This window comes from Caballeronia arationis, from assembly GCF_001544975.2.
Lineage (GTDB): Bacteria > Pseudomonadota > Gammaproteobacteria > Burkholderiales > Burkholderiaceae > Caballeronia > Caballeronia arationis.
This window is the reverse complement of sequence record NZ_FCOG02000085.1, coordinates 1-25461: the sequence shown is the minus strand read 5'-3', so window position 1 is coordinate 25461 and position 25461 is coordinate 1. Positions and strand designations below refer to the sequence as shown.

General features: G+C 63.2%; 21 protein-coding genes and 1 pseudogene. 14 read left to right on the top strand and 8 right to left on the bottom strand.

Annotated elements, in window-relative coordinates; all coding sequences use genetic code 11:
- Positions 1-193 (bottom strand): annotated as a pseudogene (locus AWB81_RS30475) (SAM-dependent methyltransferase); the annotation flags it as partial.
- Between the two features lie 358 nt (positions 194-551).
- Here AWB81_RS30475 and AWB81_RS30470 point away from each other — a divergent pair.
- Positions 552-1262, top strand: coding sequence for a glutathione S-transferase family protein (locus AWB81_RS30470; protein ID WP_062640566.1), 711 nt, complete (start codon positions 552-554; stop codon positions 1260-1262).
- A 167-nt stretch (positions 1263-1429) separates the two neighbouring features.
- On the opposite strand, the gene AWB81_RS30465 is transcribed toward AWB81_RS30470, so the two are convergent.
- Positions 1430-2437, bottom strand: coding sequence for a transglutaminase family protein (locus tag AWB81_RS30465; protein ID WP_062640564.1), 1008 nt, complete (start codon positions 2435-2437; stop codon positions 1430-1432).
- Positions 2438-2973: 536 nt separating this feature from the next.
- Between AWB81_RS30465 and AWB81_RS30460 the strand changes: the two genes are divergently transcribed.
- From AWB81_RS30460 to AWB81_RS30450, 3 genes are all read left to right on the top strand, one after another.
- The gene (locus tag AWB81_RS30460) at positions 2974-4101 is read left to right on the top strand and encodes a YbdK family carboxylate-amine ligase (RefSeq protein WP_062640562.1); all 1128 of its coding nucleotides are present in this window, start codon (positions 2974-2976) and stop codon (positions 4099-4101) included.
- A 284-nt stretch (positions 4102-4385) separates the two neighbouring features.
- Complete coding sequence (locus tag AWB81_RS30455) at positions 4386-4709, top strand: BON domain-containing protein (RefSeq protein WP_327372750.1); 324 nt, start codon at positions 4386-4388, stop codon at positions 4707-4709.
- A gap of 560 nt (positions 4710-5269) precedes the next feature.
- On the top strand, positions 5270-7144 hold the full coding sequence (locus AWB81_RS30450; RefSeq protein WP_062640560.1) for a DNA-binding protein: 1875 nt from the start codon (positions 5270-5272) through the stop codon (positions 7142-7144).
- 313 nt (positions 7145-7457) lie between these two features.
- On the opposite strand, the gene AWB81_RS30445 is transcribed toward AWB81_RS30450, so the two are convergent.
- On the bottom strand, positions 7458-8255 hold the full coding sequence (locus AWB81_RS30445; RefSeq protein ID WP_062640558.1) for an alpha/beta hydrolase: 798 nt from the start codon (positions 8253-8255) through the stop codon (positions 7458-7460).
- Positions 8256-8408: 153 nt separating this feature from the next.
- Here AWB81_RS30445 and AWB81_RS30440 point away from each other — a divergent pair, with 153 nt between their 5' ends.
- Positions 8409-9356 carry a pseudouridine-5'-phosphate glycosidase gene (locus tag AWB81_RS30440; protein ID WP_062640556.1) on the top strand — a complete coding sequence of 316 codons (948 nt, stop codon included), beginning with the start codon at positions 8409-8411 and terminating at the stop codon, positions 9354-9356.
- Between the two features lie 185 nt (positions 9357-9541).
- Here the strand turns inward: AWB81_RS30440 and AWB81_RS30435 are convergent, their stop codons facing one another.
- The gene (locus AWB81_RS30435) at positions 9542-10435 is read right to left on the bottom strand and encodes a LysR family transcriptional regulator (RefSeq protein WP_235025982.1); all 894 of its coding nucleotides are present in this window, start codon (positions 10433-10435) and stop codon (positions 9542-9544) included.
- Between the two features lie 213 nt (positions 10436-10648).
- Here AWB81_RS30435 and AWB81_RS30430 point away from each other — a divergent pair, with 213 nt between their 5' ends.
- The 7 genes from AWB81_RS30430 to AWB81_RS30400 all read left to right on the top strand — a co-directional run bounded on the left by AWB81_RS30430 (position 10649) and on the right by AWB81_RS30400 (position 16110).
- The gene (locus AWB81_RS30430) at positions 10649-11392 is read left to right on the top strand and encodes an SDR family NAD(P)-dependent oxidoreductase (protein ID WP_062640552.1); all 744 of its coding nucleotides are present in this window, start codon (positions 10649-10651) and stop codon (positions 11390-11392) included.
- A gap of 52 nt (positions 11393-11444) precedes the next feature.
- Entirely contained in the window at positions 11445-12263 is an 819-nt protein-coding gene (locus AWB81_RS30425) for a sugar phosphate isomerase/epimerase family protein (RefSeq protein WP_062640550.1), read from the top strand.
- Positions 12264-12328: 65 nt separating this feature from the next.
- Entirely contained in the window at positions 12329-13705 is a 1377-nt protein-coding gene (locus AWB81_RS30420; protein ID WP_087135296.1) for an MFS transporter, read from the top strand.
- A gap of 354 nt (positions 13706-14059) precedes the next feature.
- Positions 14060-14596: a DUF4142 domain-containing protein gene (locus tag AWB81_RS30415; protein WP_062640548.1), complete on the top strand. Its 537-nt coding sequence runs from the start codon at positions 14060-14062 to the stop codon at positions 14594-14596.
- A 25-nt stretch (positions 14597-14621) separates the two neighbouring features.
- Positions 14622-15002: a cupredoxin domain-containing protein gene (locus AWB81_RS30410; protein ID WP_235025983.1), complete on the top strand. Its 381-nt coding sequence runs from the start codon at positions 14622-14624 to the stop codon at positions 15000-15002.
- An 18-nt stretch (positions 15003-15020) separates the two neighbouring features.
- Complete coding sequence (locus AWB81_RS30405; RefSeq protein ID WP_062640546.1) at positions 15021-15737, top strand: RNA polymerase sigma factor; 717 nt, start codon at positions 15021-15023, stop codon at positions 15735-15737.
- Positions 15730-16110: a hypothetical protein gene (locus AWB81_RS30400; protein ID WP_235025981.1), complete on the top strand. Its 381-nt coding sequence runs from the start codon at positions 15730-15732 to the stop codon at positions 16108-16110. Before AWB81_RS30405 ends, AWB81_RS30400 begins: the two co-directional genes overlap by 8 nt.
- Positions 16111-16140: 30 nt before the next feature.
- Here AWB81_RS30400 and prpF read toward each other — a convergent pair whose 3' ends face one another.
- From prpF to prpB, 4 genes are all read right to left on the bottom strand, one after another.
- On the bottom strand, positions 16141-17322 hold the full coding sequence (gene prpF, locus AWB81_RS30395) for a 2-methylaconitate cis-trans isomerase PrpF (RefSeq protein WP_062640541.1): 1182 nt from the start codon (positions 17320-17322) through the stop codon (positions 16141-16143).
- 61 nt (positions 17323-17383) lie between these two features.
- The gene (acnD, locus tag AWB81_RS30390) at positions 17384-19981 is read right to left on the bottom strand and encodes a Fe/S-dependent 2-methylisocitrate dehydratase AcnD (RefSeq protein ID WP_062640539.1); all 2598 of its coding nucleotides are present in this window, start codon (positions 19979-19981) and stop codon (positions 17384-17386) included.
- A gap of 70 nt (positions 19982-20051) precedes the next feature.
- Positions 20052-21218, bottom strand: a complete 1167-nt coding sequence (gene prpC, locus AWB81_RS30385) for a bifunctional 2-methylcitrate synthase/citrate synthase (protein ID WP_062640537.1) — start codon at positions 21216-21218, stop codon at positions 20052-20054.
- A gap of 26 nt (positions 21219-21244) precedes the next feature.
- The gene (gene prpB / locus AWB81_RS30380) at positions 21245-22141 is read right to left on the bottom strand and encodes a methylisocitrate lyase (RefSeq protein WP_062640535.1); all 897 of its coding nucleotides are present in this window, start codon (positions 22139-22141) and stop codon (positions 21245-21247) included.
- 194 nt (positions 22142-22335) lie between these two features.
- Here prpB and prpR point away from each other — a divergent pair, with 194 nt between their 5' ends.
- Positions 22336-24294 (top strand): propionate catabolism operon regulatory protein PrpR, encoded by a 1959-nt coding sequence (gene prpR, locus AWB81_RS30375; protein ID WP_062640568.1) that lies wholly within the window; start codon positions 22336-22338, stop codon positions 24292-24294.
- Between the two features lie 169 nt (positions 24295-24463).
- Positions 24464-25461 (top strand): Tar ligand binding domain-containing protein (locus AWB81_RS30370; RefSeq protein WP_144444213.1); only part of this gene is annotated, 998 nt, incomplete at its 3' end.

The following is a 25461-nucleotide window of genomic DNA, read 5'->3' as shown; positions in this document are numbered from 1 at the left end:
ATTCGCGCACGTATCGTTCGGCGAGACCCGCGCGTTCGGCGAGCTGTTCCGACGTCATCCAGCCCTGTTCGGTCATCGCCTTATACAGGCCGAGCCGGTCGCCCAGCGCGATCAGCGGCGCGGACGCTACCGCGCCGAACTCGCCGGCCATGCGCGCCATGAAGTCCTGTACCTTTTGTTCGTTGTATTGCATGTGCCACCTCCTTCACGAAGGCAGGATTGATCTGACGAAATGAGCGACCGTTCGATGCCGACAATATGCCGGCTTCGTATCGACTCGGCGCCGACTTTGCCCATGCAAAGTATAGGTAGGGAAACGGCATATCGAAGGCAAAGTGCATAGGGTCGCGACTGGTTCCATCATGTGTATATCCGCGAACGTCGCTGGCGATTGCTAAGACATCGCGTCGCCAGTCGCCCCGTCAACCACCAGGACCTCGAATGTCGAGCGCCGTCTCCGGCAGGCAGACAGCATGTAGCGTCCCCGACAAATTTCGGATATTTTTGCTCCAGCGTTTGTGCTTGTTCCCGTGCCGCAAAAGGAGTGCTTCATGCTGACGCTTTATTCTTATCCGGACCTCTTCGGCGTCGCCGATAACAATCCGTTCGGTCTGAAGGTGTTCGCGTTCATGCGGTGGGTGGGGCTTAACTTCGAGCATCGTCACGTCCTCGACACGAGCCTCGCGCCGCGTGGGCAGTTGCCGTACCTCGTCGATGGCGACGACACGATCGGCGACAGCGACAGCATCATCGCTCATCTGACGCGTCGGTACGATCTGCGCATCGACCGTGCGCTTTCGCCGGGACAATTGAATCTCGCTTTCATGGTCCGGCGAACGCTCGACGACCTGTACTGGCCGATGAGCTTTTCACGCTGGCGCGACGAGCGCTTCTGGCCGTCCTTTCGCGACGCCCTCCTCGCTGCGCACTCCGACGTGCGCGCGAGCGATCTTGAAGCCGCGCGCGAATACAACCGGTTGCGGTATCACTATCAGGGCATCGGCCGCTATGAGCCGGAGCAGATCTATGCGAGGGGTATCGACGATCTGCGCGTCGTGGCGGACCTGCTCGGCGACACCGGTTATGTTTTTGGCCCCGCTCCAGCCGCCGTTGACGCAGCAATCTATGGCTTCGTCGCCAATATCTACTTCTACGAAATCGACACGCCGTTAAAGCGGTACTTGCTCTCGCGCACGGCGCTCGTGCGTCATTGCGAGGCCATTCATCAGCGGATCGGCACGCCTGGGAGGCTATCCTCTTGAGGTGTTGCCCGGGCAGAATGGTTTTTGAAGGGTGAATGTTTACCCCAGAACGCGACGCGGCGTCCCCATCGCCCATGCACGAAGCGCCATCGACAGGACGGGTGGTATGAGCTGGACTGACCGTAGATTCATGACATTACCTTCTACGGAAACGCAGTCGTCAAAGCTTAAGACCCGGCGGCCATTGGGCTCTGCGAGGGACGTTCGCCGATCAATGGTTGCTCTGCCGGATGCTCGATTCGCCGCACGCTGACGCTCACGTCCATGCCGATGAAGTCCTGCGTGTCACCGAACCAGGAACCGGAAACGGGCGCGGCCTGTTCGGGCTTGCGCGTGAATGCCACCCGGATCAGGTCAGTACCACCGACGAGCGAATTGGTCGGGTCGTACGGCACCCAACCGGCGCCTGGCAAGAAAACGTGTAGCCATGCGTGGGTCGCGCCGGCGCCTGCAATGAGCGGCTCGTCGCGGCTTTCGATCTGTCTCACGCCCTGCTGCAGTCCCGTGTTGCGTACCGCCGGTGGTTCCGGGGTGTCAAGCTTCTGGTCGTACAGATACCCCGACACAAAACGCGCGGCCAATCCCAGTCCCCGCACCACTTCCATCATCAGCAGCGCAAAATCTCGGCAGGTGCCGCTGCGTCTGTTCAACGTCTCGCAAGGAAGCTGAGTGCCCATTGCGTCACGCGACTGGTACTGGAAGTCACTGCGGATAGCGGCGTTGATATTGGCCAGGATGTCGCGCGTGTGGGTGGTGCCGCGCCGGGGGAGAAACTGCCCCGCCCAGTCGCGTAGCGCGGGCTGATCCTCTGGATATTGCGGCGGCAGGAAGGGTGCCAGGTCGAGCCGATCCTCCTCGGTGTACTTGAAGGGGTAGTTCTCGGCTTCGGGCGCCACCGGTAACTCGAGATTCTTGACGCCGAAATGCTCGATCACGAAGCGCGCGTGGAGATCAAGCGTGTCGGCCGGCACCCGTGGTTCGACGATCGCGACTGAATTGGAAAACACGTCCTGCATCCAGTACTGTGTGCTGTGGGGCGACACTGCCAGCGTGGCCGACAACACGCGGATGTCGTGCGCGGCACGCGGCCGGAACATCACGCGGTGCGGGGAGAACTCCACAGGCTTGTTGTAGCGATAGGTTGTGACGTGCTCGACTTCGAGAAAGACGGACATGTGCGACCTCCGGGCCAGTGCTGCGCGAACTGGATATCAAGCACGGACGCTGTTGCCCGTGTCGTCGAGCGGCAGCGAGACGATGGCGCCGCCGAAACTGCCAGCTGACACGCCAATGATGCCACTGTCAGCGCCACCTTGACACCCGACGTCTCGCCTTCCGGTTCACGCAGCGGCAAAAGGTCGACAGCTGCCGGACGCAGGAGCAGCAACAGCGTAGCGCTCTGTCGGCTCATAGTCGAACCGGGATCGGGCATCTCTATCCCTTCACAAGGCTCACCGCAATGGACTGGACAACAGCCTCTGCCGGACAATGTCAGCGGACGCTTCATTGACAACTGCCATGAGGGTGGTGTCGAAGCGCAATCGAGGCGGGTAGCGTCCGCAAACCTTGATGCACAAAATCCGTGCGCGCGTTTAGCTGTTTGCCTCTGAATGGCACGCAAATCTGCGACGGAGGCGCCATTGAATCACGCCAAGGCGCGTAAAATGAAATCGCCCTTTTTGGTCTTCGTCCCCGTGCAACAGGACATCCCATGCTGCAGCCATTCGCGACATCAGATCCGTTCACGATTGGAGTCGAGCTTGAAGTTCAGATCGTCAATACCCACGACTACAATCTGACGAAGGCGACGACAGAGTTGTTGAATCGAGTGAGCGAGGAGAACTTTGCCGGGGCGATCCACCCGGAGACGACAGAGGGAATGATCGAGCTGTCGACCGGCGTTTGCAAGAATTTCGACCAAGTGAAAAGCGAATTAAAGGGCCTTCGCGATACGCTGGTCCGGGCAGCCGACTTTCTGAATGTCGGCGTTTGCGGCGGAGGTACGAATTTCTTCCAGAACTGGTACGACCAGCGTTCTGACGGGCGCGAACGCTCTGAGTACCTCATGGGGCTGTATGGGGCTCTCTATCAGCAATTCACAATCTTTGGCCAGCATGTGCATATAGGCTGCTCAGATGCCGACTCGGCGCTCGTTCTACTACATTCGCTTTCGCGTTATGTCCCACACTTCATAGCCTTGGCGGCTTCTTCCCCGTTTGTACAGGGAAGCGACACGAAGTTCCAGTGCGCCCGGCTAAATTCGGTTGCCCCATTTCCTTTGTCGGGGCAAGCGCCTTTCGAAACGAGGTGGTCCGAATTCGAACAATATTTTGATCGCATGACGAACACGGGTCTAGTCAATAGCCTGAAGGACTTCTACTGGGACATTCGTCCAAGCCCAGGGTATGGCACGATCGAAGTACGCGTTATGGATACACCGCTACGCTTTGAATGGGCCGCAGCGATTGCCGCCTATATTCAAGCGCTTGCGCGTTATCTTCTGGTTGAAAAGCCTGTGCGTCTCAGCGAGCGGGATTATGAAGTGTACCGGGCGAACCGGTTCATGGCCTGCCGCTTTGGGCTGGATGGAATATGCGTCAATCCGGAGACCGGGCATCGCGGCCCGATTCGGGACGATATTCTTGCCACGCTGGAAGCACTTGCCTCCCATGCGCAAGTCCTGGGCGCGGAGGAGGGCCTTGATATAGTCAGGGGTACCGTGACTTACGGTTTGAGCGATGCTATGTGGTTACGCCGTATCTATGGCGCGCATGGTTCATTGCACGAAGTCGTCCGTCAGCAATGTCAGGTATGGCGTGGTGCGCAGGTGCCGGAATAGCCGTTGTGTTTGTGTGACCCCGGCGATCAATGTGGACTGTGCCAAGACCGTCGACCCAGCAAATCGTCGACCGGGCGAAGTGCCACTATCGCTCCGTAACGCGACGCTTAGGATGCTCTGCGCTGACCGGCCGCAATGGATCTTTCTGCCTTCCCAGGCACTCTCCGATGACTTGATCAGGGAACGCATCATCTCTGAACGGTGAGTGCTCGTTTGAAGGTCTTTGATAGACACGGAATGTTGTTTATCTTTGACTTGAAATAGGCCGATCAAGAGAGGCAATCATGAAAGCACGCGATGTCTTGAAGCTCCTTGTCGTCGTGGGATACGTCACGCTGACGTCGAACGTATGCGCGCAAACCGGCAACGCCGTTCCAATAACGTCGAGCCCGTCTGCAAGTTCAGGCAAGGCAACGCCAGCGGATAAGAAGCTAACTCGCGATATACGGAACGCGTTATCGAAAGCGCCCAACTTCGACGTGTCGCACGTATTTGTCAAGGCGCGCGGCGGTGTCGTGACATTATCCGGCAGCGTGCCGGAGGGTCCTATGATTCAGCAGGCCGCGGAAGTGGCGAGGGGGCGTGCCAGGTGTAGCGGCGTTGAATAACTATCTGACGCTTCATACGAAAGGGTACTAGCCCTTCAAGACGGCGCTGGGATCTGCGAGGAGCGGGCGAAGATACCCGGCATCACGCGCCTGCCGGGGAACGGTTTCCCCGGCACCGACGGTTGTTGATCGCGGACGGTCAGAGTCCTTTCTGGGTCTGGCTCAGATGTCCGTTCTCGAGCTCCGCAGTTGGGTCGCGTCGCAGCCCGATCTCGACCACCCCGATCACATCGTTGTGCAGTTCACCGGTCGAAAGCGTTGGGAGAAGGTGAAGTTGCTTCTCAAGCCGTCTCGCGATACATGGCGGAGCTTACGCCCAAGCGGTTCTCATTCGCAGGGCTGGGCAATTCTGACGCGACGCGGATGCCGGCTCGCAGCCTTCGCGTCGTCGGGTTTCCGAATCCCCCAAATGCGCAACCGGAGCGTGCGCGACCCGCGCGGCTCACGGCCGGGAGGACCGCCGGCGCTCCGCTCGCGGGGCACGAAGGGGAGTGGCCCGCAATGTAGTAACGTATAAACCCACTTGTCCAAGTCTAGCCACACTGATTTCCGAGGCGCTTATGTCCGAAGACGCAGCCAGCATGACCGACGAACACATCGCTTCGATCGCGGATCGCATGATTGAAGAAGGCCGTCGAGTTTCCCCCGTGACCGTTTGGTCGGAAATCAATACCGGGTCGATCGTCGAGATCGCCGCGGCGTTGCAGCGATGGCAGGCGGCGAAGCAGCGTCCCGCGACGCTGGCGCAACCGGCGACCGAGGTGCCGGAGGACCTCGCCGGAACGCTTATGGAGGTCGCGAGGCGCCTGTGGGCCGCTTCGCGGGAAGACGCCGAGCGCGTGCTGAATCAACGCGTGGGCGCATTGAGCGATCAGCTTGGGTTGATCCTTGCCGAGCGTGACGAGGCGTTCGTCGAGTATCAGAAGACGCACGAGGAAGCTGCGGAGGGCCGCGAACATCTTGCCCGCGCGACCGAGCGCCTGCGTGCTTCCGAAGACTCAGTACAGGCGCTTGAGAACGCGCTTGCGGCGGCCAACGCGCGCGGGGACGCCGCCGAGGCACGCGCCGCGGAACTGCTCCAGCGCGCTGTCTCTGCGGAAGACGGACTGCAGGCCGCTCGGGCGTCGCTCGAGGAACAGGGCCGGGCGCAGGAGGCATTGATCTCCGAGATCTCGAACAGGAACGACGAGATAGCGCGCATCAGCGAGCAGCGCGAGGAAGCGCGGCAGGAGCTTGCCACGCTAGGCACCGCGTTTCAGGTGAAATCGGAGGAGGCCGAGCGCTGGTCTCGCGAGGCGAGCGCGGTGACGTCCCGCGCGGAAGCCGCTGAGGCGGCCGCGGCGCAGGCCGTCTCCGCGCTCGAAGCGCAACTGGACGCAGCACGCAGCGCGCTTGCGGCCGAACGTGTCGCAAGCGCCGCGCACATCGACGAAGCGGCAAAGCGTCTCGACGAACTCAGGGGCGTCACCCAGGCGCATGAGGAATTGAGTGCCGTGGTCGCGAGCAGGAACGACGAACTGGCCCGGACCGCTCAGGAGCGCGACGAAGCGCGACAGGAGCTTGTCACGCTAGGCGCCGCGTGTCAGGCGAAGTCGGAAGAGGTTGAACGATGGACCCGCGAGGCGAGCGCCGCGGCTTCGCGCGCGCAAGCCGCGGAAGCGGCGGCCGTAAAGGCGGGCGAGAGCCTCGCCGAACGCGCCGCGCTGGAAGCCGAGCGCGAGGCGGCCCATCGCGCATTGGAAACGGAACTCGTGGCATCGCGCAAGGCGCTTGCCGAAGAGCGCCAATCCATCGCCTCGCGGCTCGAAGAAGCATCGGCCGGCAGCGAGGAACTGGAGCGCGTCGCACGCGAACTCGGGCAGGCCCGCGAGCAGATCGAGGCGCTGACCGGGCAGGACGCGGCGGCCGGAGCCGAGTTGAAGCGCGTCGCGCAAGAGGCCGTCGCCGCAAGGGAACGCGCGGATGCGGCGGAGCTTCATGCCGCCGAACTGGAGCACCGCCTGGCAAAGCAGGAGCACGCCGATGCCGCGCGCAAGAGCGTGTTCAGCCGCGAGATAGAGATTCGGGCGACCGGTGGCGCGAACGCGGATGACGTTGTCGCGTTGCAACGTCAGGTGACGGCTCAGGCGAAAGCGCATGAGAAGGCCTATGGCGATCTGCGCATCAAGGCCGAACAGTGGGTGTCCCATGCGAAGGACCTCAAGCAGCGGCTCGATCTGGCCAACGAGAAGATCTTGTTCATCGACGCGCGAAGCATTGGCGAAGTCGCGCTCATGCGAAAGCTCTCTTTCGAACTGGAACGCCTGAAGCCCGATCATGAACTGGTGTTCCGGGAGGCGCAGCAGAGGCTGATCGGCGAGAAGATGGTGCAACAACTTGCCCAGAAGGGATACCAGTATGACCCGGCGACGGCGGTCATTTCGAAGATAGAGTGAGAGTGGTCGGCGTTGTGGCGAGTGGGGGAGCGACGGCTTACGGCCCGCCTCCGCATACCTCGATCCATATTCCTGCGACCACTGCAGCTTCGTCGACCGAGACTGGTTCGAGTGACGAATCGGAGTCAAGCGGCGGCGTCACAAAGGGGCGTGACGTCGAGCCGGTCAGCTTCGAAGAGCTCACCGGCACGGCCCAATCCATCGCGCACCTTTGCGGTGAGTCGAGATAGCGGATTACAACAACAACCGCGACAAACGCATGTCCGTCGCCAATGAGCGTCGCGCCGTAGGCGAGAAACGTCGCTTTCGAAGATTAATGCGGAGGCGTGAGCAGGAAGCCGATCGCGTCGCGCCACCAGCGTTCGTCGACACGGCCGTTCCAGTCGTTATGTTCAGCCGCTTTCACTACCATCAGTCGTCTCGGTTCGGCCAGCGAGTCGTAGACCGCTTCGGCAAAGCGCGGAGGGACGATGCTGTCGCGTTCGGCGACGACGACAAGAACAGGGCGGCCGAATAACGCCAGATGGGTCACGCTGTCGTATCGGTCGCGCAGCAGCCACTTCACGGGCAGCCACGGATAGTGGTAAGCGGCGACGTGCTCGAGTCGATCCCATGGCGTGATGAGCAGCAACCCAGCCGTCTTGTCGCGTTCACGCGTGGCGGCCGCGGCCACTACGCCGGACCCGAGCGATTCGCCGATGAGCAGCAGCGGTGCGCCATAGAGGCGATGCGCCAGTCCGATGGTCTGTTGTGCATCGGCGACCAGACTCTCTTCACCGAGCGTGCCGTCGCGTGGCCCGTAGCCTGGATATTCGGCGAGGATCACGCGCAGGCCGAGCCGGGTAAGCGCCGCGGCGTAGTACGAGCGATGGCCGGCGTGCCCCGCATTGCCATGAAAGACGATGGCCGTGGCGCGCGCGGATCCGGCAGGCTCCGCTACGAGGCCCCGAAACGCCTCAGGTGTCGGCCACGCACGAAGTCCGCCGGAAACGACGTCTTCGATCGCAGCCTTCTCAGGAAAATAGATAAAACGATCCTGCAAGATGGGGACTCCTGCGAACACGACCAGGCAAGCAACGGTGAGACGCAGCATCATCCCTATGAATTTCATTGCCCAGTGTAGCGTGCATTCGCCACCGCCGATGGCGAGGCGTGTCGTCGCGAGCCTCGCGTTGACGGCGTCAACGGCTCCCCGCGACTGCACAGCGAACGGTGGAGCAGCCTTGTTGCATACTTCAGTGAATCACACCACCGAGGCATCGCCATGGTTTCCGACCTTGCACACTCCTGGTTGACCTGCAGCGCGCCGGTAACTGCTGCACAGGCCGGCGGTCGCCCGCTTGTCGCGCTGGAATCGACCATCATCGCCCACGGGATGCCCTATCCGGAGAACGTTCGTACGGCGCGGGAAGTGGAGGCCTTGATCCGCGACGCGGGAGCCGAGCCCGCGACTATCGCGCTGATCGGTGGGCGAATTCACATCGGCCTTTCGGACGACGAGCTGGAACTGCTCGGCCGCTCGGACCACGTACACAAGGTCAGCCGCCGCGATCTGCGGGCCGTGCTTGCCGGTGGCGGCCTTGGCGCCACGACAGTAGCGGGCACGATGATATGTGCCGCGCTGGCCGGCATCGAGGTCTTCGTCACCGGAGGTATCGGCGGCGTGCACCGGGGCGCGCAGGAAACGTTTGACATCTCGGCCGACCTGCAGGAGCTTGCGAAGACCTCGGTGGCGGTGGTCTGCGCCGGTGCGAAGTCCATCCTGGACATCGGCCTTACACTGGAATACCTGGAAACTCACGGCGTGCCGGTGCTCAGTTGTGAGCAAGACAATTTCGCCGCGTTCTATACGCGCGACAGCGGCTTTCGTGCGGACTTCAGGCTCGACGACGCGACGGAGCAAGCCCGCTTCATCCGCACCAAGTGGGACCTGGGCCTCGTGGGCGGTGTGGTGTTGAGCACTCCGGTGCCGGAGGCGGCAGCGATGGCGGTCGAAGTGATCGACGCGCTGACTCAACAGGCGCTCGCCGACGCCACCGCGCAAGGAATCACGGGCAAGGCCGTGACACCCTTCCTGCTGGCTCGCATCACCGCGCTGACGGGTGGGCGCAGCCTGGCGACTAATATCGCGCTCGTGAAACACAATGCCGGGATCGGGGCAAGGCTCGCGCTGGCATTGGCACAGACAAAGCGCGGGACGGGTGCGATGTAGCCACCGGAAGGTCCGTTCTCGACCAATTCGCATCTCCCGCCGCTTACGCAGCTTCTGGAAATGCGTGGAATGCTTGCCTCGATCGGCATTGTCAAAGGGCAACCGTTCGAGGCAGAAGACAGGCGCCGCGTGCTGCCGGACAAGGCAGCGAAGACGGCAACGGCGCGCCAAGTCGCAGGCAACACCTACCCGGGCACCTGGGCGTTCATGATCTCGCGTCCCAGGTGGCACGCACGGCGATATGCCGCCTGCATGAAGATGGTCGCATTCCGCGACGGAGGCGCAAACTTCGAGTAGACGAAGTTTGCCGTCAAATCGATATCCTCTTGCAGTGGACGAATCGTCACCGGACTTCCTTCTGTCGAGAAGTCATCGACGATTGCGACGCCCAATCCGCCCTGAACCAGCGCGAGCGCCTGATCGGCGCGCATGACGTCGATGGTCGACGTGAGCTCGACGTCGGCGTGCTGACACGCCTGCGCGATCATGGTCCCGAATGGAATGTCGCGCTTGAAAAGAATGACGGGCTCGCCCACGAGGTCGACGAGCGACACCGAGTCCCGTACCTCCAGCGCGTGCCCTTTCGGCAACGCACACACCATGCGGCCGCGCATGAACGGAACGTTCTCCAGATGTTCGTGTTTCACCGGCATCGCTGCGACAGCCACTTCGACCGCCTTGCTCAACACTTCCATCGGCATGTCCGCCATCAGCGTGGTTTGCCAAAGCACACTCAGTCCGGGCAGCTTTTCCTTGACGTCGACGAGCGCGGGCGCCACGACCGTCATCGCGAGCGAGGCACTGCAGGACACCCGCAACAGGCTCGACGGCCCGAGCGCCAACGCGCGGGCGAAATCGTCGACGCGCATCGCAGCCTGGTAGACCTGTTCGATTTCCCTGAAGAGCGCGTGCGCCTCTGCGGTCGGAATCAGCCGGCTCTTCGATCTTTCGAACAGGCGCAGTCCGAGGGTCGTCTCGATGTGCGACACGAGCTTGCTGACCGCCGGCTGCGAAACGAAGAGAAGTTTCGCCGCTGCATTGATCGATCCGGTCAGCATGACCGCGCGGAAAACTTCCATGTGCCTGAGTTTGAAGCGCATCGCGGATGGGCCGCAGGGCCTGTTAACCCAAAGTTATACCCTACGCGAGTTTTGGCATACGACAAAGCTGACGCTTCCCCCTAGTATCGGCTCAACCGATGAGGCCCTGGCGCAAAGCCGTCCGGGCACCACAGTCCTTCGTCGCAACTCCGTGTCGGCGACTGCGTCATCCCTTAACTTCGGATCAGAACCATGAACAAACTGGACCTGCAGGACCGCGTCTGTGTCATCACCGGCGGCTCTGGCGGCATCGGGTTCGCCATCGCAGAGCGATTCGCCGCGTCGGGCGCCAAGGTCGTCCTGTGGGACATCAATATCGACGCAGCGCAGGCCGCAGCGGAAAGGTTGCGCGCGCCTCTGGCATCGAAGGTCGACGTCACGGATGCGACGAGCGTTGCGGCCGCCGCAGCCGAAGCGCATTCCAGATTCGGCTCCATCGACGTTCTCATCAATGCAGCGGGAATCAACGGGCCGATAGGTCCCGTCGAATCGTATCCGGTCGACGGCTGGCGTCGGGTCATCGAGATCAACCTGACGGGGGTCTTCATCTGCTGCCGCGAAACCGTTCCATATCTGCGCAACGCGAACCATGGACGCATCGTCAACTTGTCGTCGGTCGGCGGCAAGGAAGGCAATCCCAATCAGGGCGCCTATGGCGCATCGAAAGCAGGGGTGATCGCCCTGACCAAGTCTTTGGGCAAGGAACTGGCGGACACTGAAATCCGGGTCAACTGCGTGACGCCGGCCGCCATCGAATCGGAGATGTTGCAGAAGATGACTGCCGAGCAGCGCAGCTTCGTGCTTGCAAAGATTCCGCTCGGGCGTGCGGGACGTCCGGACGAAGTTGCGTCGATGGTTGCATGGCTATCGACCGAAGAGTGTTCGTTCTCGACGGGCGCGGCGTTCGATCTCACGGGCGGACGCGCCACGTACTGACCGATCGCCTCTGGACCGAAATACCGCAACCATCTACAGGAATATCGCAGTGATGAGACCGTTCTCTCTCTCCCATCTCACGGTGCTCGACGTCGGCCCGCCCGATCTCATCACGCTTGCGGCCGAAGCTGGCTTTCGCGCTATCGGTGTCCGTCTTTGTTCGCCTACGGCCGGGGGTATCGAGTATCCGTTGCAGCCCGGTTCATCCGCGATGCGCGAGACAAGGCAGCGCATGGCGGACCTGGACGTGCAGGTGTCGGACATCGAGGTTGTGCGGCTCGCCTCCGACACCGACGTCGATACCTACGCAGTCGCGTTCGAGGCGGGCGCGGAGCTGGGTGCAAGACGAGTCTGCGTCAATATCGACGACCCGGAACGAGCGCGCGTCATCGACCGTTTTGGCGCGCTCTGCGATCTGGCGGCGCCGTATGGCCTCGCACTCGATCTCGAGTTCATGCTCTGGAGGCCGGTCGCGCGGCTGGAAGATGCGGTTGACGTGGTGAGATCGGCGGGAAGACCGAACGGGTTCGTCCTGATCGATGCGCTACATCTGTTCCGCTCGGGCGGTGACGTAGCGGCCGTCGCCGCTCTCGACCCGAAGCTCATCGGCAGCGTTCAGCTCTGCGATGCGCCGCTTGCGTCGCCTCCGTTCTCGGGAATCATCGAGGAAGCCCGCAGCGACCGGCTGCTTCCCGGAGAAGGCGAGTTGCCTCTGCTAGACCTTCTTGCGGTGCTCCGCGACGACATACCGACAGCCGTCGAGGTGCCCATGACGCGGCGTCATCCTTCCCTCGGTCCACGGGAGCGCGCGAGCCGCGTCCACGCGGCGACGGAGGGCCTTCTTTTGAGCCGACGGCAGCGGGTCTTTTGACCGGATCACAGTGACAGCCCGCCGAGGCTGTCATGTTCAACCATCACAACAAGCACGGAGACATCATGACTGCAGACACGTTACGAGACGACGGAGCGCCCCGAAGCGCAACGAGCGGCGCCAGTGCCGAAGATTCTTCCGGTACCCGTCATTCGCGGAAGGCTGCCATTGCCGCCTGGGTGGGAAGCGCGCTCGAATACTACGACTTCTTCATCTACGGCACCGTGGCCGCGCTGGTGTTCCCGAAGCTCTTTTTTCCGCCCGGAGACCCGACCGCCGCCACGTTCGCGTCGATGGCCACGTTCGGTGTCGCGTATGCGGCGCGCCCGCTCGGCTCTTTCCTGATGGGGCACTACGGCGACCGACTCGGCCGCAAGGTCGTGATGGTCGGCACGCTGCTGTTGATGGGGGTATCGACCTTTCTTGTCGGCTGCCTTCCTACTTACCAGAGTGCAGGTCTCCTTGCACCGGCACTGCTCGTCCTGCTGCGCATTCTCCAGGGGCTTTCGGCGGCGGGAGAGCAGGCCGGGGCGAACTCGATGTCGTTCGAACACGCGCCGGCGCACCGGCGTGGCTACTACACGAGCTGGACACTGAGCGGGACGCAAGGCGGTCAGGTGCTTGCGCCGGCGGTCGTGCTGCCTCTCTTCGCATGGTTGCCCGAAGATCAACTGATGTCGTGGGGCTGGCGACTGCCGTTCTGGCTGAGTGTTGCGGTAGTCATCGTCGGCTTCGTCGTTCGGCGCAAGCTGGAGGAGACGCCGGCTTTCGCGAGCGAGGCGTCGCACGGTGAAGTGCCGAAGCTGCCCTTGAAGGTACTTTTGTCGGACTATCGTCGCGAGTTGCTGCAAGTGTTCTTCGCTGCACTCATCGCGTCCATCGGCACCACGTTTGCGGTTTTCGCTTTGTCCTTCTCCCGCATGCAGGTTCACCCGATCAGCACGTCGACGATGCTGTGGACAGCCATCATCGCCAATTTCATTGCAGTTTTCACGATTCCGGCGTGGGCTGCGTTGTCTGATCGGGTGGGCCGCAGGCCAGTGTTCATAGCCGGCAACATCGGCTGCGCAATCGCCGTCATTGCGTTTCTGTGGGCGATTACGACGGGCAGCGAGGCGCTCGTCTTCGCGGTGGGCGTGTTGCTTGGCGGCTTCGTCTTCAGCATTACCAATGCGGTGTGGCCCGCGACTTACGCCGAGCGCTTCTCGACTCAGGTCCGTCTGTCCGGAATGGCGGTTGGAACGCAATTCGGCTTTGCGGTTGCCGGGTTCGCGCCGCTCATCGAGTCAGCGCTGATCGGGAGATTCAACACGGCGAGTTGGTTCATGCCTGCAATGTTCGCGGCTGCCGTTTGTTTGATCTCCGCGATCTCAATCTTCTCGATGAAGGAAACGTATAACGTGCCGTTTGACAAGCTCGGCATCAAAAAGAGCCGCTTGTGAGGTCTCGATTTGACTGATTGAACAGTCGGGTATGCGCTTGAGCAACGCTCCCGGCTTTTAGCGCAAAGGACTGAGCGGAGCGGTTCGGCACGTTGTGCACACCGCTCCGCGAGCCGAAACTTGTTCAGGCATCGCCTCACTCGCATCGACGACCGTCGAAAATTCCAGAAGCAACATGCGGGGCACTCCTGTGCTGGCTCGCGTGCGGATCACTTGCCATCTGAACGGCACCGGTCGCATCCGATGGCGTGATCGGAAACGGCATCCTCACACGTGACATCCAACTCCATATGCGTGCCTGATCCATCGACCAGCGGGGCTACGGTCGGGGCGCCAATGTTCAGGAGATATCAGATGAAGCCGATGCTCAGTGCAGCGCTCGCCGGCGCGCTGGTGCTTGCAAGCGTGCCTTGCCACGCGCAGGGCGCCGGTCCGACGGACCCGCAGATCGCCGCCATCGTGGTGACCGCCAATCAGGTCGATATCGACGCCGGCAGGCTCGCGGCGTCGAAAACCCGGACGAAGGACGTCAAGGCCTTCGCCGACCAGATGATCGCAGACCACAGCGGCGTCAACAAGGCGGCGACCGATCTCGTACACAGACTCGGCGTGAAGCCGGAGGACAACCCGACGAGCAAAAGCCTCGAGCAGGGTGGCGAGGCGAACGTCGCGAACCTGAAAAAGATGGAAGGCAAGCGATTCGACAAGGCATACATCGACCACGAGGTGATCTACCACGTGACGGTGCTCGACGCGCTCGACAAGACGCTGATCCCGAGCGCGCAGAATGCTGAACTGAAGGCACTCCTCGTCGAGGTGCGGCCAGCCTTCGTCGCACACCTGGAGCATGCACGGCAGTTGCAGGCGTCGCTGGAGAAGAGCGGTGGCTGAGCGATCGTGGGGCGCCGCGCTCAGGTTGTGGCAAGCTGCGCTCCGTGCTCGCCTCGCGCCCGCGCGAGCATGCGCCGTATTTGCGGCATTCGCCTGCTTCACGCCTGCGAGCGCCGCAGAAGGAGGGAAGGTGGATGCCGCTCTTCGCGCGTCGCCGCAAACGCATGTCGTGGTGATCGAGCAAATGCGCTTCAATCCGCCGGATCTCGTCGTGAATCGCGGCGACCGCGTGGTGTGGGTCAACAAGGACCTGTTTCCCCACACGGCGACGGCAGCATCCACGGCGTTCGATTCCCGCAGCATCGCCCCCGATGGGTCATGGCCTTATGTCGCGAAGAGGCCGGGGCGCTATCCGTATGTGTGCATGTTGCACCCCACGATGCGTGGCACACTGACTGTTCGATAGAAGGCACGAGGAGGGTGCATGACCGCGTTGCCTCAAACCAGCAAGCCGCTGAACGCCGAGGATCAGCATGAACTGGTCCGGCGAATCGTAACCGGGGATACGAGCGCATTCGAATCGCTGATGCGGCGGCACAATCGACGCCTGTACCGTCTCGCGCGCGCCACCTTGCGCAACGATTCGGATGCGGAAGATGCGCTGCAGGCGGCCTATCTTTCAGCGTTCCGTTCGATGGAACGCTTTCGCGGCGACTCCACGCTTTTCACCTGGCTGTCGCGGCTGGTGCTCAACGAATGCTTCGCCCGGCTGCGCCGGCAAAAGCGCCGCCAGAACGTGATACCGATCGTGGACGGCATCGACGATATCGAAGAAGAACAGGGTGTCGCGTTCGATGACGACGCCCCGGACCGCTCGGCGGAACGCGCCGAGTTGCGCGCGTTGCTAGAGCGCAAGCTCGACGAACTGCCGGAAATCTTCCGGGTCGTGTTCGTGATGCGCTCGGTCGAGGAGATGACGGTCGAGGAAACCGCAGAGAGTCTCGGCATTCCAGAGGCGACGGTTCGCAGCCGCCATTTCCGGGCGAGAAGCATGTTGCGCGAGTGGCTTGCGCAGGAACTGGATCTTGCCGAGCGCGACGTCTTCGACTTCGGCGGCGTGCAGTGCGACCGCGTGGTGGCCCGTGTACTGGCGCAACTGTCGGGGACGGAGAGCGCAGGCGGTGCCCCAGAGCATGGCTAGGCCCGCTCCGCCCGTTCGCGGGGCCCGCCTCGTACGCATGCTCTCGCTGTTCGGCGTGGCTGCTTCAGCGGCATGCGCGGACACGGGTGTCGCGACGATCAAGGTCGTCTCTGCAACGTACGGCGAAAACTGCGGGGCGCGGCCGGGCAATGCGACGCGCGACCTCGCGAGCCAATGCGACAGCCGCCGCGTGTGTGCATATCGGATAGACCGGGCTGTGCTCGACGATACGGACCGCGCGTGCCCGAAGAATTTTCTGTCGGAATGGCGGTGCGGGGACGCGGAGTTTCACACTGCAGCGCTCAGTCCAGGCCTGGAAACCGGCAGCACGCTCGTACTGACGTGCGTCCCGCCGGCGGGCGCCGGGAAATGAGAAGAGCGAGAGTGCGAACTTCGTCCGCGCTCAACCCGGCACGCGCACCCATCCCTCCATCAGCACGCGGGCGCTGCGGCTCATGATGGCCTTCGTGACCGACCATTCGCCGTCGACGAGCGTGGCCTGCGCGCCCACGCGCAGCGTGCCCGATGGGTGACCGAAGCGCACGGCGTCGCGCCCTTCGCCGCCGGCAGCGAGACTCACGAGCGTTCCCGGAATCGCCGCCGCGGTGCCGATGGCGACAGCCGCCGTGCCCATCATCGCGTGATGCAGCTTGCCCATCGACAAGGCACGCACCAGGAGGTCCACGTCTTCAACGCCGACCTGCTTGCCGCTCGACGCAACATAGCCCGTGGGCTTCGCGACGAATGCGACCTTCGGCGTGTGCTGCCGGCTCGCGATCTCGTCGATGTGTCCGATCAGGCCCATGCGGACCGCGCCGTGTGCGCGGATCGTCTCGAACATCGCGAGCGCTTTCGGATCGCCGTTGATGGCGTCCTGCAACTCGGTGCCCGTGTAGCCGATGGCGTCCGCGTTCAGGAAGATCGTCGGGATGCCGGCATTGATCATCGTGGCTTTCAATGTGCCGATGCCCGGAACGTCGAGATCGTCGACGAGATTGCCCGTCGGGAACATCGCGCCGCCCGCGCCGTCTTCCTCGGCCGCCGGGTCCATGAATTCGAGTTGCACTTCGGCTGCGGGGAACGTCACGCCGTCGAGTTCGAAGTCGCCCGTTTCCTGCACGGCGCCTTTCGTGACCGGCACGTGCGCGATGATCGTCTTGCCGATATTGGCCTGCCAGATGCGCACGGTCGCCACACCGTTATCCGGCACGCGGTCGGGATCGATCAAACCGCTCGTGATCGCGAACGGTCCCACGGCGGCGGAGAGATTGCCGCAGTTGCCGCTCCAGTCGACGAACGCGCGGTCGATGGCAACCTGCCCGAACAGATAGTCGACGTCGTGATCCGGCTTGCTGCTTTTCGCGACGATCACCGTCTTGCTGGTGCTCGACGTCGCGCCGCCCATGCCGTCGATCTGCTTGCCATAGGGGTCGGGGCTGCCGATGACGCGCAACAGGAGCGCATCGCGCGCGGCGCCCGGCACCTGCGCGGCTTCGGGCAGGTCCTGCAGGCGGAAGAACACGCCTTTGCTGGTGCCGCCGCGCATGTAGGTGGCGGGAATCCTGATCTGTGGGGCGTGGGTCATGGTGATGTTGTCTGCGTTGTCTGGGGGAGGGCACGCGGCGTGCCCTCCGTTTTACGGTGCTTCAGGCGGCTGCCTGCGACGATTCGAGGAAGTCCTGCGCGAATCGCTGCAACACGCCCCCTGCCTCGTAGATCGACAGTTCTTCCGCGGTGTCGAGGCGGCACGTGACCGGCACTTCCACGCGTTCGCCGTTCTTGCGATGGATCACGAGCGTCAGGTCGGCGCGCGGCTTGCGCTCGCCGGTCACGTCGAAAGTTTCCGTGCCGTCGATGTCGAGCGTCATGCGGTTCACACCCGGCTTGAACTCCAGCGGCAGCACGCCCATCCCGACGAGGTTGGTGCGGTGAATGCGCTCGAACCCTTCGGCGACGATCGCTTCCGCGCCCGCGAGACGCACGCCCTTGGCCGCCCAGTCGCGCGACGAGCCTTGTCCGTAGTCCGCGCCCGCGATCACGATCAGCGGCTGCTTGCGCTCCATGTACGTTTCGATGGCTTCCCACATGCGCGTGACCTTGCCCTCGGGCTCGATGCGCGCAAGCGATCCCGCCTGTACCTTGCCGTCCTTGCGCACCATTTCGTTCAGGAGCGTCGGATTGGCAAAGGTGGCGCGCTGGGCGGTCAGGTGATCGCCCCGGTGCGTCGCGTACGAGTTGAAGTCCTCTTCCGGCAGGCCCATCTTCGTCAGATATTCGCCCGCAGCGCTATCGGCGAGAATTGCGTTCGACGGCGACAGGTGGTCGGTGGTGATGTTGTCGCCCAGCACGGCGAGCGGCCGCATGCCCGTGAGCGTGCGTTCGCCGGCGAGCGCGCCTTCCCAGTACGGCGGTCGGCGGATGTAGGTGCTCTGCGCTCGCCAGTCGTACAGCGGCTTGGCTCTTTCGCCCGTGTCGGCGGACACCGCGAACATCGGCTCGTAGACCTTGCGGAACTGCTCGGGCTTCACGGCCGCGGCGACCGTCACATCGATTTCTTCGTCGGACGGCCAGATGTCCTTGAGCGTCACCGGATTGCCTTGCGAATCGGTGCCGAGTACATCCTTCTCGATATCGAAACGGATCGTGCCAGCGATTGCGTAGGCGACCACCAGCGGCGGCGACGCGAGGAACGCCTGCTTCGCATATGGATGGATGCGGCCATCGAAGTTGCGATTGCCGGACAAAACGGCGGTGGCGTACAGGTCGCGCTCGACGATCTCCTTCTGGATCACGGGATCGAGCGCGCCGGACATGCCGTTGCACGACGTGCACGCATACGCGACCACGCCGAAGCCCAGTTGTTCCAGTTCCGGCAGCAGCCCGGCTTCCTCCAGATACAGCGTGACGGCCTTCGAGCCAGGCGCAAGCGAGGTCTTCGCCCACGGCTTGCGGGTGAGGCCGAGCCGGTTCGCGTTGCGGGCCAGCAGTCCCGCAGCGACCATGTTGCGCGGGTTGTTGGTATTCGTGCAGCTCGTGATCGCGGCGATGATCACCGCGCCGTCGGGCATCAGCCCCGGCTCGTTCTCGACCTTGCCGCTGATGCCGCGCGCGGCCAGTTCGGACACGGGCAGACGGCGATGCGGATTGGAAGGACCCGCCAGGGTGCGAACCACGGTCGACAGGTCGAACTTCAGTACGCGCTCGTATTCGGCGTTCCCGAGGCTGTCGCCCCAGAGGCCGGTTTCCTTCGCGTAGGTCTCCACGAGCTTCACGAGTTCGTCGTCGCGGCCCGTGAGCTTGAGATACTTGATCGTCTGCTCGTCGATGTAGAACATCGCGGCAGTCGCGCCGAACTCGGGCGCCATGTTCGCAATGGTCGCGCGGTCGCCGAGCGTGAGGTTCGCGGTGCCCGCGCCAAAGAACTCCAGATACGCGCCGACGACCTTTTCCTTGCGAAGGAACTCGGTCAGCGACAGCACGACGTCGGTCGCGGTGATGCCCGGCCCCGGCCTGCCGCTCAGTTCCACGCCGACGATATCCGGCAAGCGCATGTAGGAAGCGCGTCCGAGCATCACGCTCTCGGCCTCCAGCCCGCCCACGCCGATCGCGATCACGCCGAGCGCATCGACCATCGGCGTGTGCGAATCGGTGCCGACGAGCGTGTCCGGGAAAGCCACGCCGTCCTTCACCTGCACGACCGGGCTCATGCGTTCGAGATTGATCTGATGCAGGATGCCGTTGCCCGGCGGAATCACGTCGACGTTCCGGAACGCCTTCTTCGTCCAGTCGATGAAGTGAAAGCGGTCTTCGTTGCGACGGTCCTCGATGGCGCGGTTCTTCTCGAACGCGTCGGGATCAAAGCCGCCGCACTCGACGGCGAGCGAATGATCGACCACGAGCTGCGTCGGCACGACCGGGTTGACGAGCGCGGGGTCGCCGCCCTGGGAAGCGATCGCATCGCGCAGCCCGGCGAGATCGACGAGCGCGGTTTGCCCGAGAATGTCGTGGCACACGACGCGCGCCGGAAACCACGGGAAGTCGAGATCGCGCTTGCGCTCGATGATTTGTCGCAGCGACGCGGCAAGCGTTGCCGGCGGGCAGCGGCGCACGAGATTCTCGGCGAGCACGCGCGACGTGTACGGCAGCTTGTCGTACGCGCCGGGCTGGAGGGAATCGATCGCGGTGCGCGTGTCGAAGAAGTCCAGCTTCGTGCCGGGCAGGGGTTTGCGGTTTGCAGTATTCATACCGTGGGGGAGAAATAGTAATGATCGGGGATCGTTGCCGGGCGTCCGGTTCAATTATCCCCTTTCCCGGTCAGCGCTTGGCCAACGGCACGAAGGGCAGGTCTTCGGGGCCCGTGTAGTTTGCGCTCGGGCGAATGATCTTGTTGTCGATGCGTTGCTCGATGATGTGCGCAGCCCAACCCGAGGTGCGCGAGATCACGAAGAGCGGCGTGAACATCGCGGTGGGCACGCCCATCATGTGATAGGACACCGCGCTGAACCAGTCGAGGTTCGGGAACATCTTCTTGGCTTCCCACATGACCGACTCCAGCCGCTCGGCGATATCGAACATCTTCATGTTCGACGCTTCCTGCGACAGCTTCTTCGCGACGTCCTTGATCACGACGTTGCGCGGGTCGGAGATGGTGTACACCGGATGGCCGAAGCCGATCACGACTTCCTTGTTCTCGACGCGCTTCTTGATGTCCGCTTCGGCTTCGTCGGCGGATTGATAGCGCGACTGGATCTCGAACGCGGCTTCGTTGGCGCCGCCGTGCTTCGGGCCGCGCAGCGCACCGATCGCGCCGGTGATGGCGGAATAGATGTCCGAACCCGTGCCCGCGATCACGCGGCCGGTGAACGTCGATGCATTGAATTCGTGCTCGGCGTAGAGGTTCAGCGATATGTGCATCGCGTCGACCCACGACTTCGAAGGCGCAACGCCGTGCAGCAGATGCAGGAAGTGTCCGCCGATGGAATCGTCGTCGGTTTCGACTTCGATGCGACGGCCGTTGTGCGAAAAGTGGTACCAGTAGAGCAGCATCGAACCGAGAGAAGCCATCAGGCGGTCGGCGATATCCTTCGCGCCCGCGATGTTGTGGTCGTCCTTCTCGGGCAACACCGTGCCGAGCACCGACACGCCGGTGCGCATCACATCCATCGGATGCGCGGATGCCGGGATGGCTTCGAGCGCGAGCTTGAGATTGGCGGGCAGGCCGCGCAACGACTTGAGCTTTGTCTTGTACGCGGCGAGTTCGGCCTGCGTCGGCAGCTTTTCGTGCACCAGCAGATAGGCGATTTCTTCGAACTCGCACGCGCGCGCCAGATCGAGGATGTCATAGCCGCGGTAATGCAGGTCGTTGCCGGTACGGCCGACCGTGCACAGCGCGGTGTTGCCCGCGGTCACGCCCGAGAGGGCGACCGACTTCTTCGGTTTGAATGTGCCAGTGGCGGTCGTTTTGTTGTCTGCTTCGCTCATGGTGTAGGTCATCTCCAGTGCAAAAGTTATTTCTTGGTGGCGAACAGCGCGTCGAGCTTGTCTTCGTACGCGTGGTAGCCGAGGTACTTGTACAGGTCGGCGCGGGTCTGCATCGTCGGGACGGCGGCCTTTTGCGTGCCGTCGCGCATCGTCGTTTCGTAGAAGTTGAGCGCCGCCGCGTTCATTGCGCGATACGCGCCGCAGCAGTACAGCGCGATGTCCACATTGGCGTCGCGCAACTCGCTCGTCGTGAAGAACGGCGTCGAGCCGAATTCGGTCAGGTTCGCGAGGATCGGCACCTTGACCGCAGCCTTGAAGCGGCGATAGTCGTCGAGCGACTGCATCGCTTCGGGAAAGATCATGTCCGCGCCTGCTTCGACGTAGGCCACCGCGCGCTCGATGGCGGAATCGATGCCTTCGGACGCCGCGGCATCGGTGCGTGCCATGATGACGAACTGGTCGTCCGTGCGGGCATCGACGGCGGCCTTCACGCGATCGACCATTTCATCGATCGGCACGACTTCCTTGCCCGGCCGGTGACCGCAACGCTTCTGGCCGACCTGGTCTTCGAGATGCACGGCTGCCACGCCGGCCTTAATGAACGACCTTACCGTGCGCCCGATGTTGAAGGCGCCGCCCCAGCCCGTGTCGATGTCGACGAGCAGCGGCAGGTTCGTCGCATCCGTGATGCGGCGTGCGTCGGTCAGCACGTCGTCCATCGTGCTGATGCCGAGATCGGGGATTCCAAGCGAATTCGCCGCGACACCCCCGCCCGACAGATAGACTGCCTTGAAGCCGACCGCTTCGGCCATTTTGGCGGCGTACGCCGTGATCGCGCCGACCACCTGAAGCGGCTGCCCTTCCGACACGGCGCTGCGGAATCGCGCGCCTGCGCTCGTCGTGTTCTTGCTGGCTGAGTTCAATTGTTGTCTCCGGTAAAGATGGCCTTACATGAGCAAGAGACGGGCCAGGATGTGATATACCGATAACGCATTGATTTTTAAAGAAATTTAAAATGAGTTGTTTCGGAATTTCATTTCTCTAATGAAATCGTGAATTCAGATTGGAAACCGAGGCGCATAATTCGGCTGTGAAGTTTCCGAGTAGCCAGCCGCTCATGACACCCGAACTCTCCCCTGGCAGCGAACGCCCCCGACTCTGGGCGATGGGCATCAGCCGGCTGCGCGACCTGTTTTTCGATATTGCGAACGAGTACGGCGACCGCGCGGATTTGCGCGTCGTCCCGCGGGGTTTCGAGGACGCCGTGAAGGAGATCGCCGCCGCCGGCGATGCGCGGCCCGACGTCATCGTCGCGGGGGGCTCGAACGGGGCATATCTGAAACCGCGTGTGGCCATTCCGGTCGTGCTGATCAACCCGACCGGTTTCGACGTGATGCATGCGCTCGCCCGCGCGCGCCGTGAAGCGGCGTCTGTCGCGCTCGTCACGCATGGCGAAACGCCGGACGAGTTGCGGCGCTTCGCCGCTGCATACGGAATCGACGTCGAGTTCGCCTCGTACCAGTCCGCCGAGGACGCGGAGCTGTGCGTCCTCGATCTGCGCGACCGGGGCATCGGCGCTGTCGTCGGTCCTGGACTCGTCACCGATCTCGCCGCGCGCGCCGGGATGGAGGCGGTGTTTCTCTACTCGCGCGCCTCGGTGCGAGCCGCTTTCGATACCGCGCTCGACGTCGCCCAGGCCACCCGCGGCGAGGCGCTGCGTCGTCAGCGGCTCGACAACCTGTTGCAGCACATGCGCGACGGGGTCGTCGCGCTCGATTCGCAGGGCAAGGTGGAGGCGATCAACCGGCGCCTTGCCGCGGTCCTCGGCATCGATGCAATGGACGCCGTGGGCCGCACGCTGCTGGAACTCGCGCCCGACATCGCGGCAGCCCTGCCCGATGCCGACGGCGACGCGCTCGGCTCGGTGCGCGGGGTGAGCTATGTCGTGCATCGCGGGCCGCTCGCGACGAACGGCGCGGCCGCCGGAACGGTCCTGACGTTCCAGGAGTCGCGTGCGGTCGAGCGGCTCGACCGCACGCTGCGCTCGACGCGGCGCACTCAGCAGTTCACCGCGCGTTACCGGCTCGACGATCTGATCGGCGAAAGCGCATCGATGCAGCGGGTGCGCTCGCTCGTGCAGCGCTATGCGAAATCGACCGCTACGCTGCTGATCCGCGGCGAAAGCGGCACCGGCAAGGAGATGGTCGCGCAGAGCCTGCATCAACTGAGCGCGCGGCGCGACTTCGCATTCGTGGCGATCAATTGCGGCGCGTTCCCGGAAGCGCTGCTGGAAAGCGAACTGTTCGGATACGAGGAGGGCGCTTTCACCGGCGCGCGCAAGGGCGGCAAGGCAGGGCTCATCGAAGCGGCACATCGCGGCACGCTCTTTCTCGATGAAATCGGCGAGATGCCGCTGCCTTTGCAGAGCCGGCTGCTGCGTGTCCTGCAGGAGCGCGAGGTCGTGCGGCTCGGCTCGACCGAACCGACGCGCGTCGACATCCGCGTCGTCGCTGCGACCCATCGCGCGCTCACCGAGGGCATCGAGGCCGGCACGTTTCGCGCGGATCTTTACTATCGGCTCAACATCCTGAACATCGCGCTGCCGCCGTTGCGCGAGCGGCAAGCCGATCTGATGCCGCTCGCCGTCGAATTGCTGCTGCAGATCGCGAAACGCGAACCGCGGCTTCGGGCCCGGGTCAAGGCTGCCGAGACGGCCGAGCGCGCGCTTGGCGGAGTCGCCGGCGAACTGTCCGGCTATGCATGGCCGGGCAATGTGCGGGAATTGCAGAATGTGATCGAACGGATCGCCGTCGAATTGGCCGATGAGGAAAGTGCGGGCGTGAGCGCGCTCGCGGGCGACGATCTGCGGTTGATCGCTCCGGAACTCTTCGAGACGCGGCTATCGGAGCGGGACGAAGCGCTGACACTGCGCGAGCGCAGCCGCCATGTCGAGGCTGACGAGATCCGCGCGGCGCTGGCTTCGTGCGACGGCGACCGGGATGCGGTTTGCAAGGCGCTGGGGATCAGCAAGACGACGCTGTGGCGAAGGCTCAATGGCGGCGCGGGGCGGAAATGACGGCGCTGGTGTAGCGCTTTGTATCGATGCCGAAGGTATTTCAACCGCCCGCTAAAGATATCCCTCGTGCAGTCGTAAATAGAGCTGTCCGGCATCCGTTCGGTCCACACAGCAGACGCGCATCGCCGCCGCTGTCGTGCAATATGCGGTGCCAATCTGCAGGATCAAAATGTTCTCGACGATAAAGGGCCGCCTGGCGCTGGCCATGGCGTTTCTTAGCGCGCTTCTGATCGCGATCGGCGCGCTCGGGATCTTCGGCATGAACCGCGCGAACATGACGTCTTACGATCTGTTCACCAACGAGATGCCGAGTGCGGTGTCGGTGGGCAATGCCGAGATGTTCATGGCGCGCGAACGGCTGAGCTTCGACCGCGCTGCGCTCAATGCCGGCACGCCGGCCGCCGAGGACGCGATTGGCCGCGGCACGCTGATGCGCAAGACCTCCGACGACGCGTGGGCGACCTACATGTCGCTGCCGCAAGACTCGCAGGAAAAGCAACTGGCCGAATCGTTCAATAAGGAGCGGATTGCGCTGCAAAAGCTGCTGGACTCTGCCTACGCCGACGTTCGATCGAACGATCACGACAAGATCATCAAGGCCGCGAACGACATGCAGGTCGCGTTCAATGCGTTTGCGAAGGTCGGAGTCGAGTTGCGCAAGTTCCAGTTCGAAGCGGCCAAGGCGGCGTATGACGAAGGGCAGGCGAAATTCGAACGCTCGCGCATGATCAGCATTGCGGCGATTCTGCTCGGTGTCGTCGCCGCGGGTTACTCGTGGTTCTCGTTGCGGCAGAAGATTGCGCGACCGCTCGATGCGGCCCTCGCGCAGTTCGACGCCATCGCGGCCGGCGACCTGCGTCGCGAGGTCGCGACGAATTCGAACGACGAAATGGGCCAGTTGCTGCGGGGTCTTTCGAAGATGCAGGCTGGTCTGATCGAAACCGTGCGCACGGTTCGCTCGGGCAGCGAGTCGATCGCCTCGGCGACCAAGCAGATCGCGGCGGGGAACGTCGACCTGTCGTCGCGCACGGAGGAACAGGCCTCCGCGCTGCAGGAAACGGCGTCGAGCATGGAACAGCTCACCGGCACGGTCAAACAGAACGCCGACAACGCCCGCCAGGCGAGCACGCTCGCCGCGAACGCGTCGGAGATCGCCAACAAGGGCAG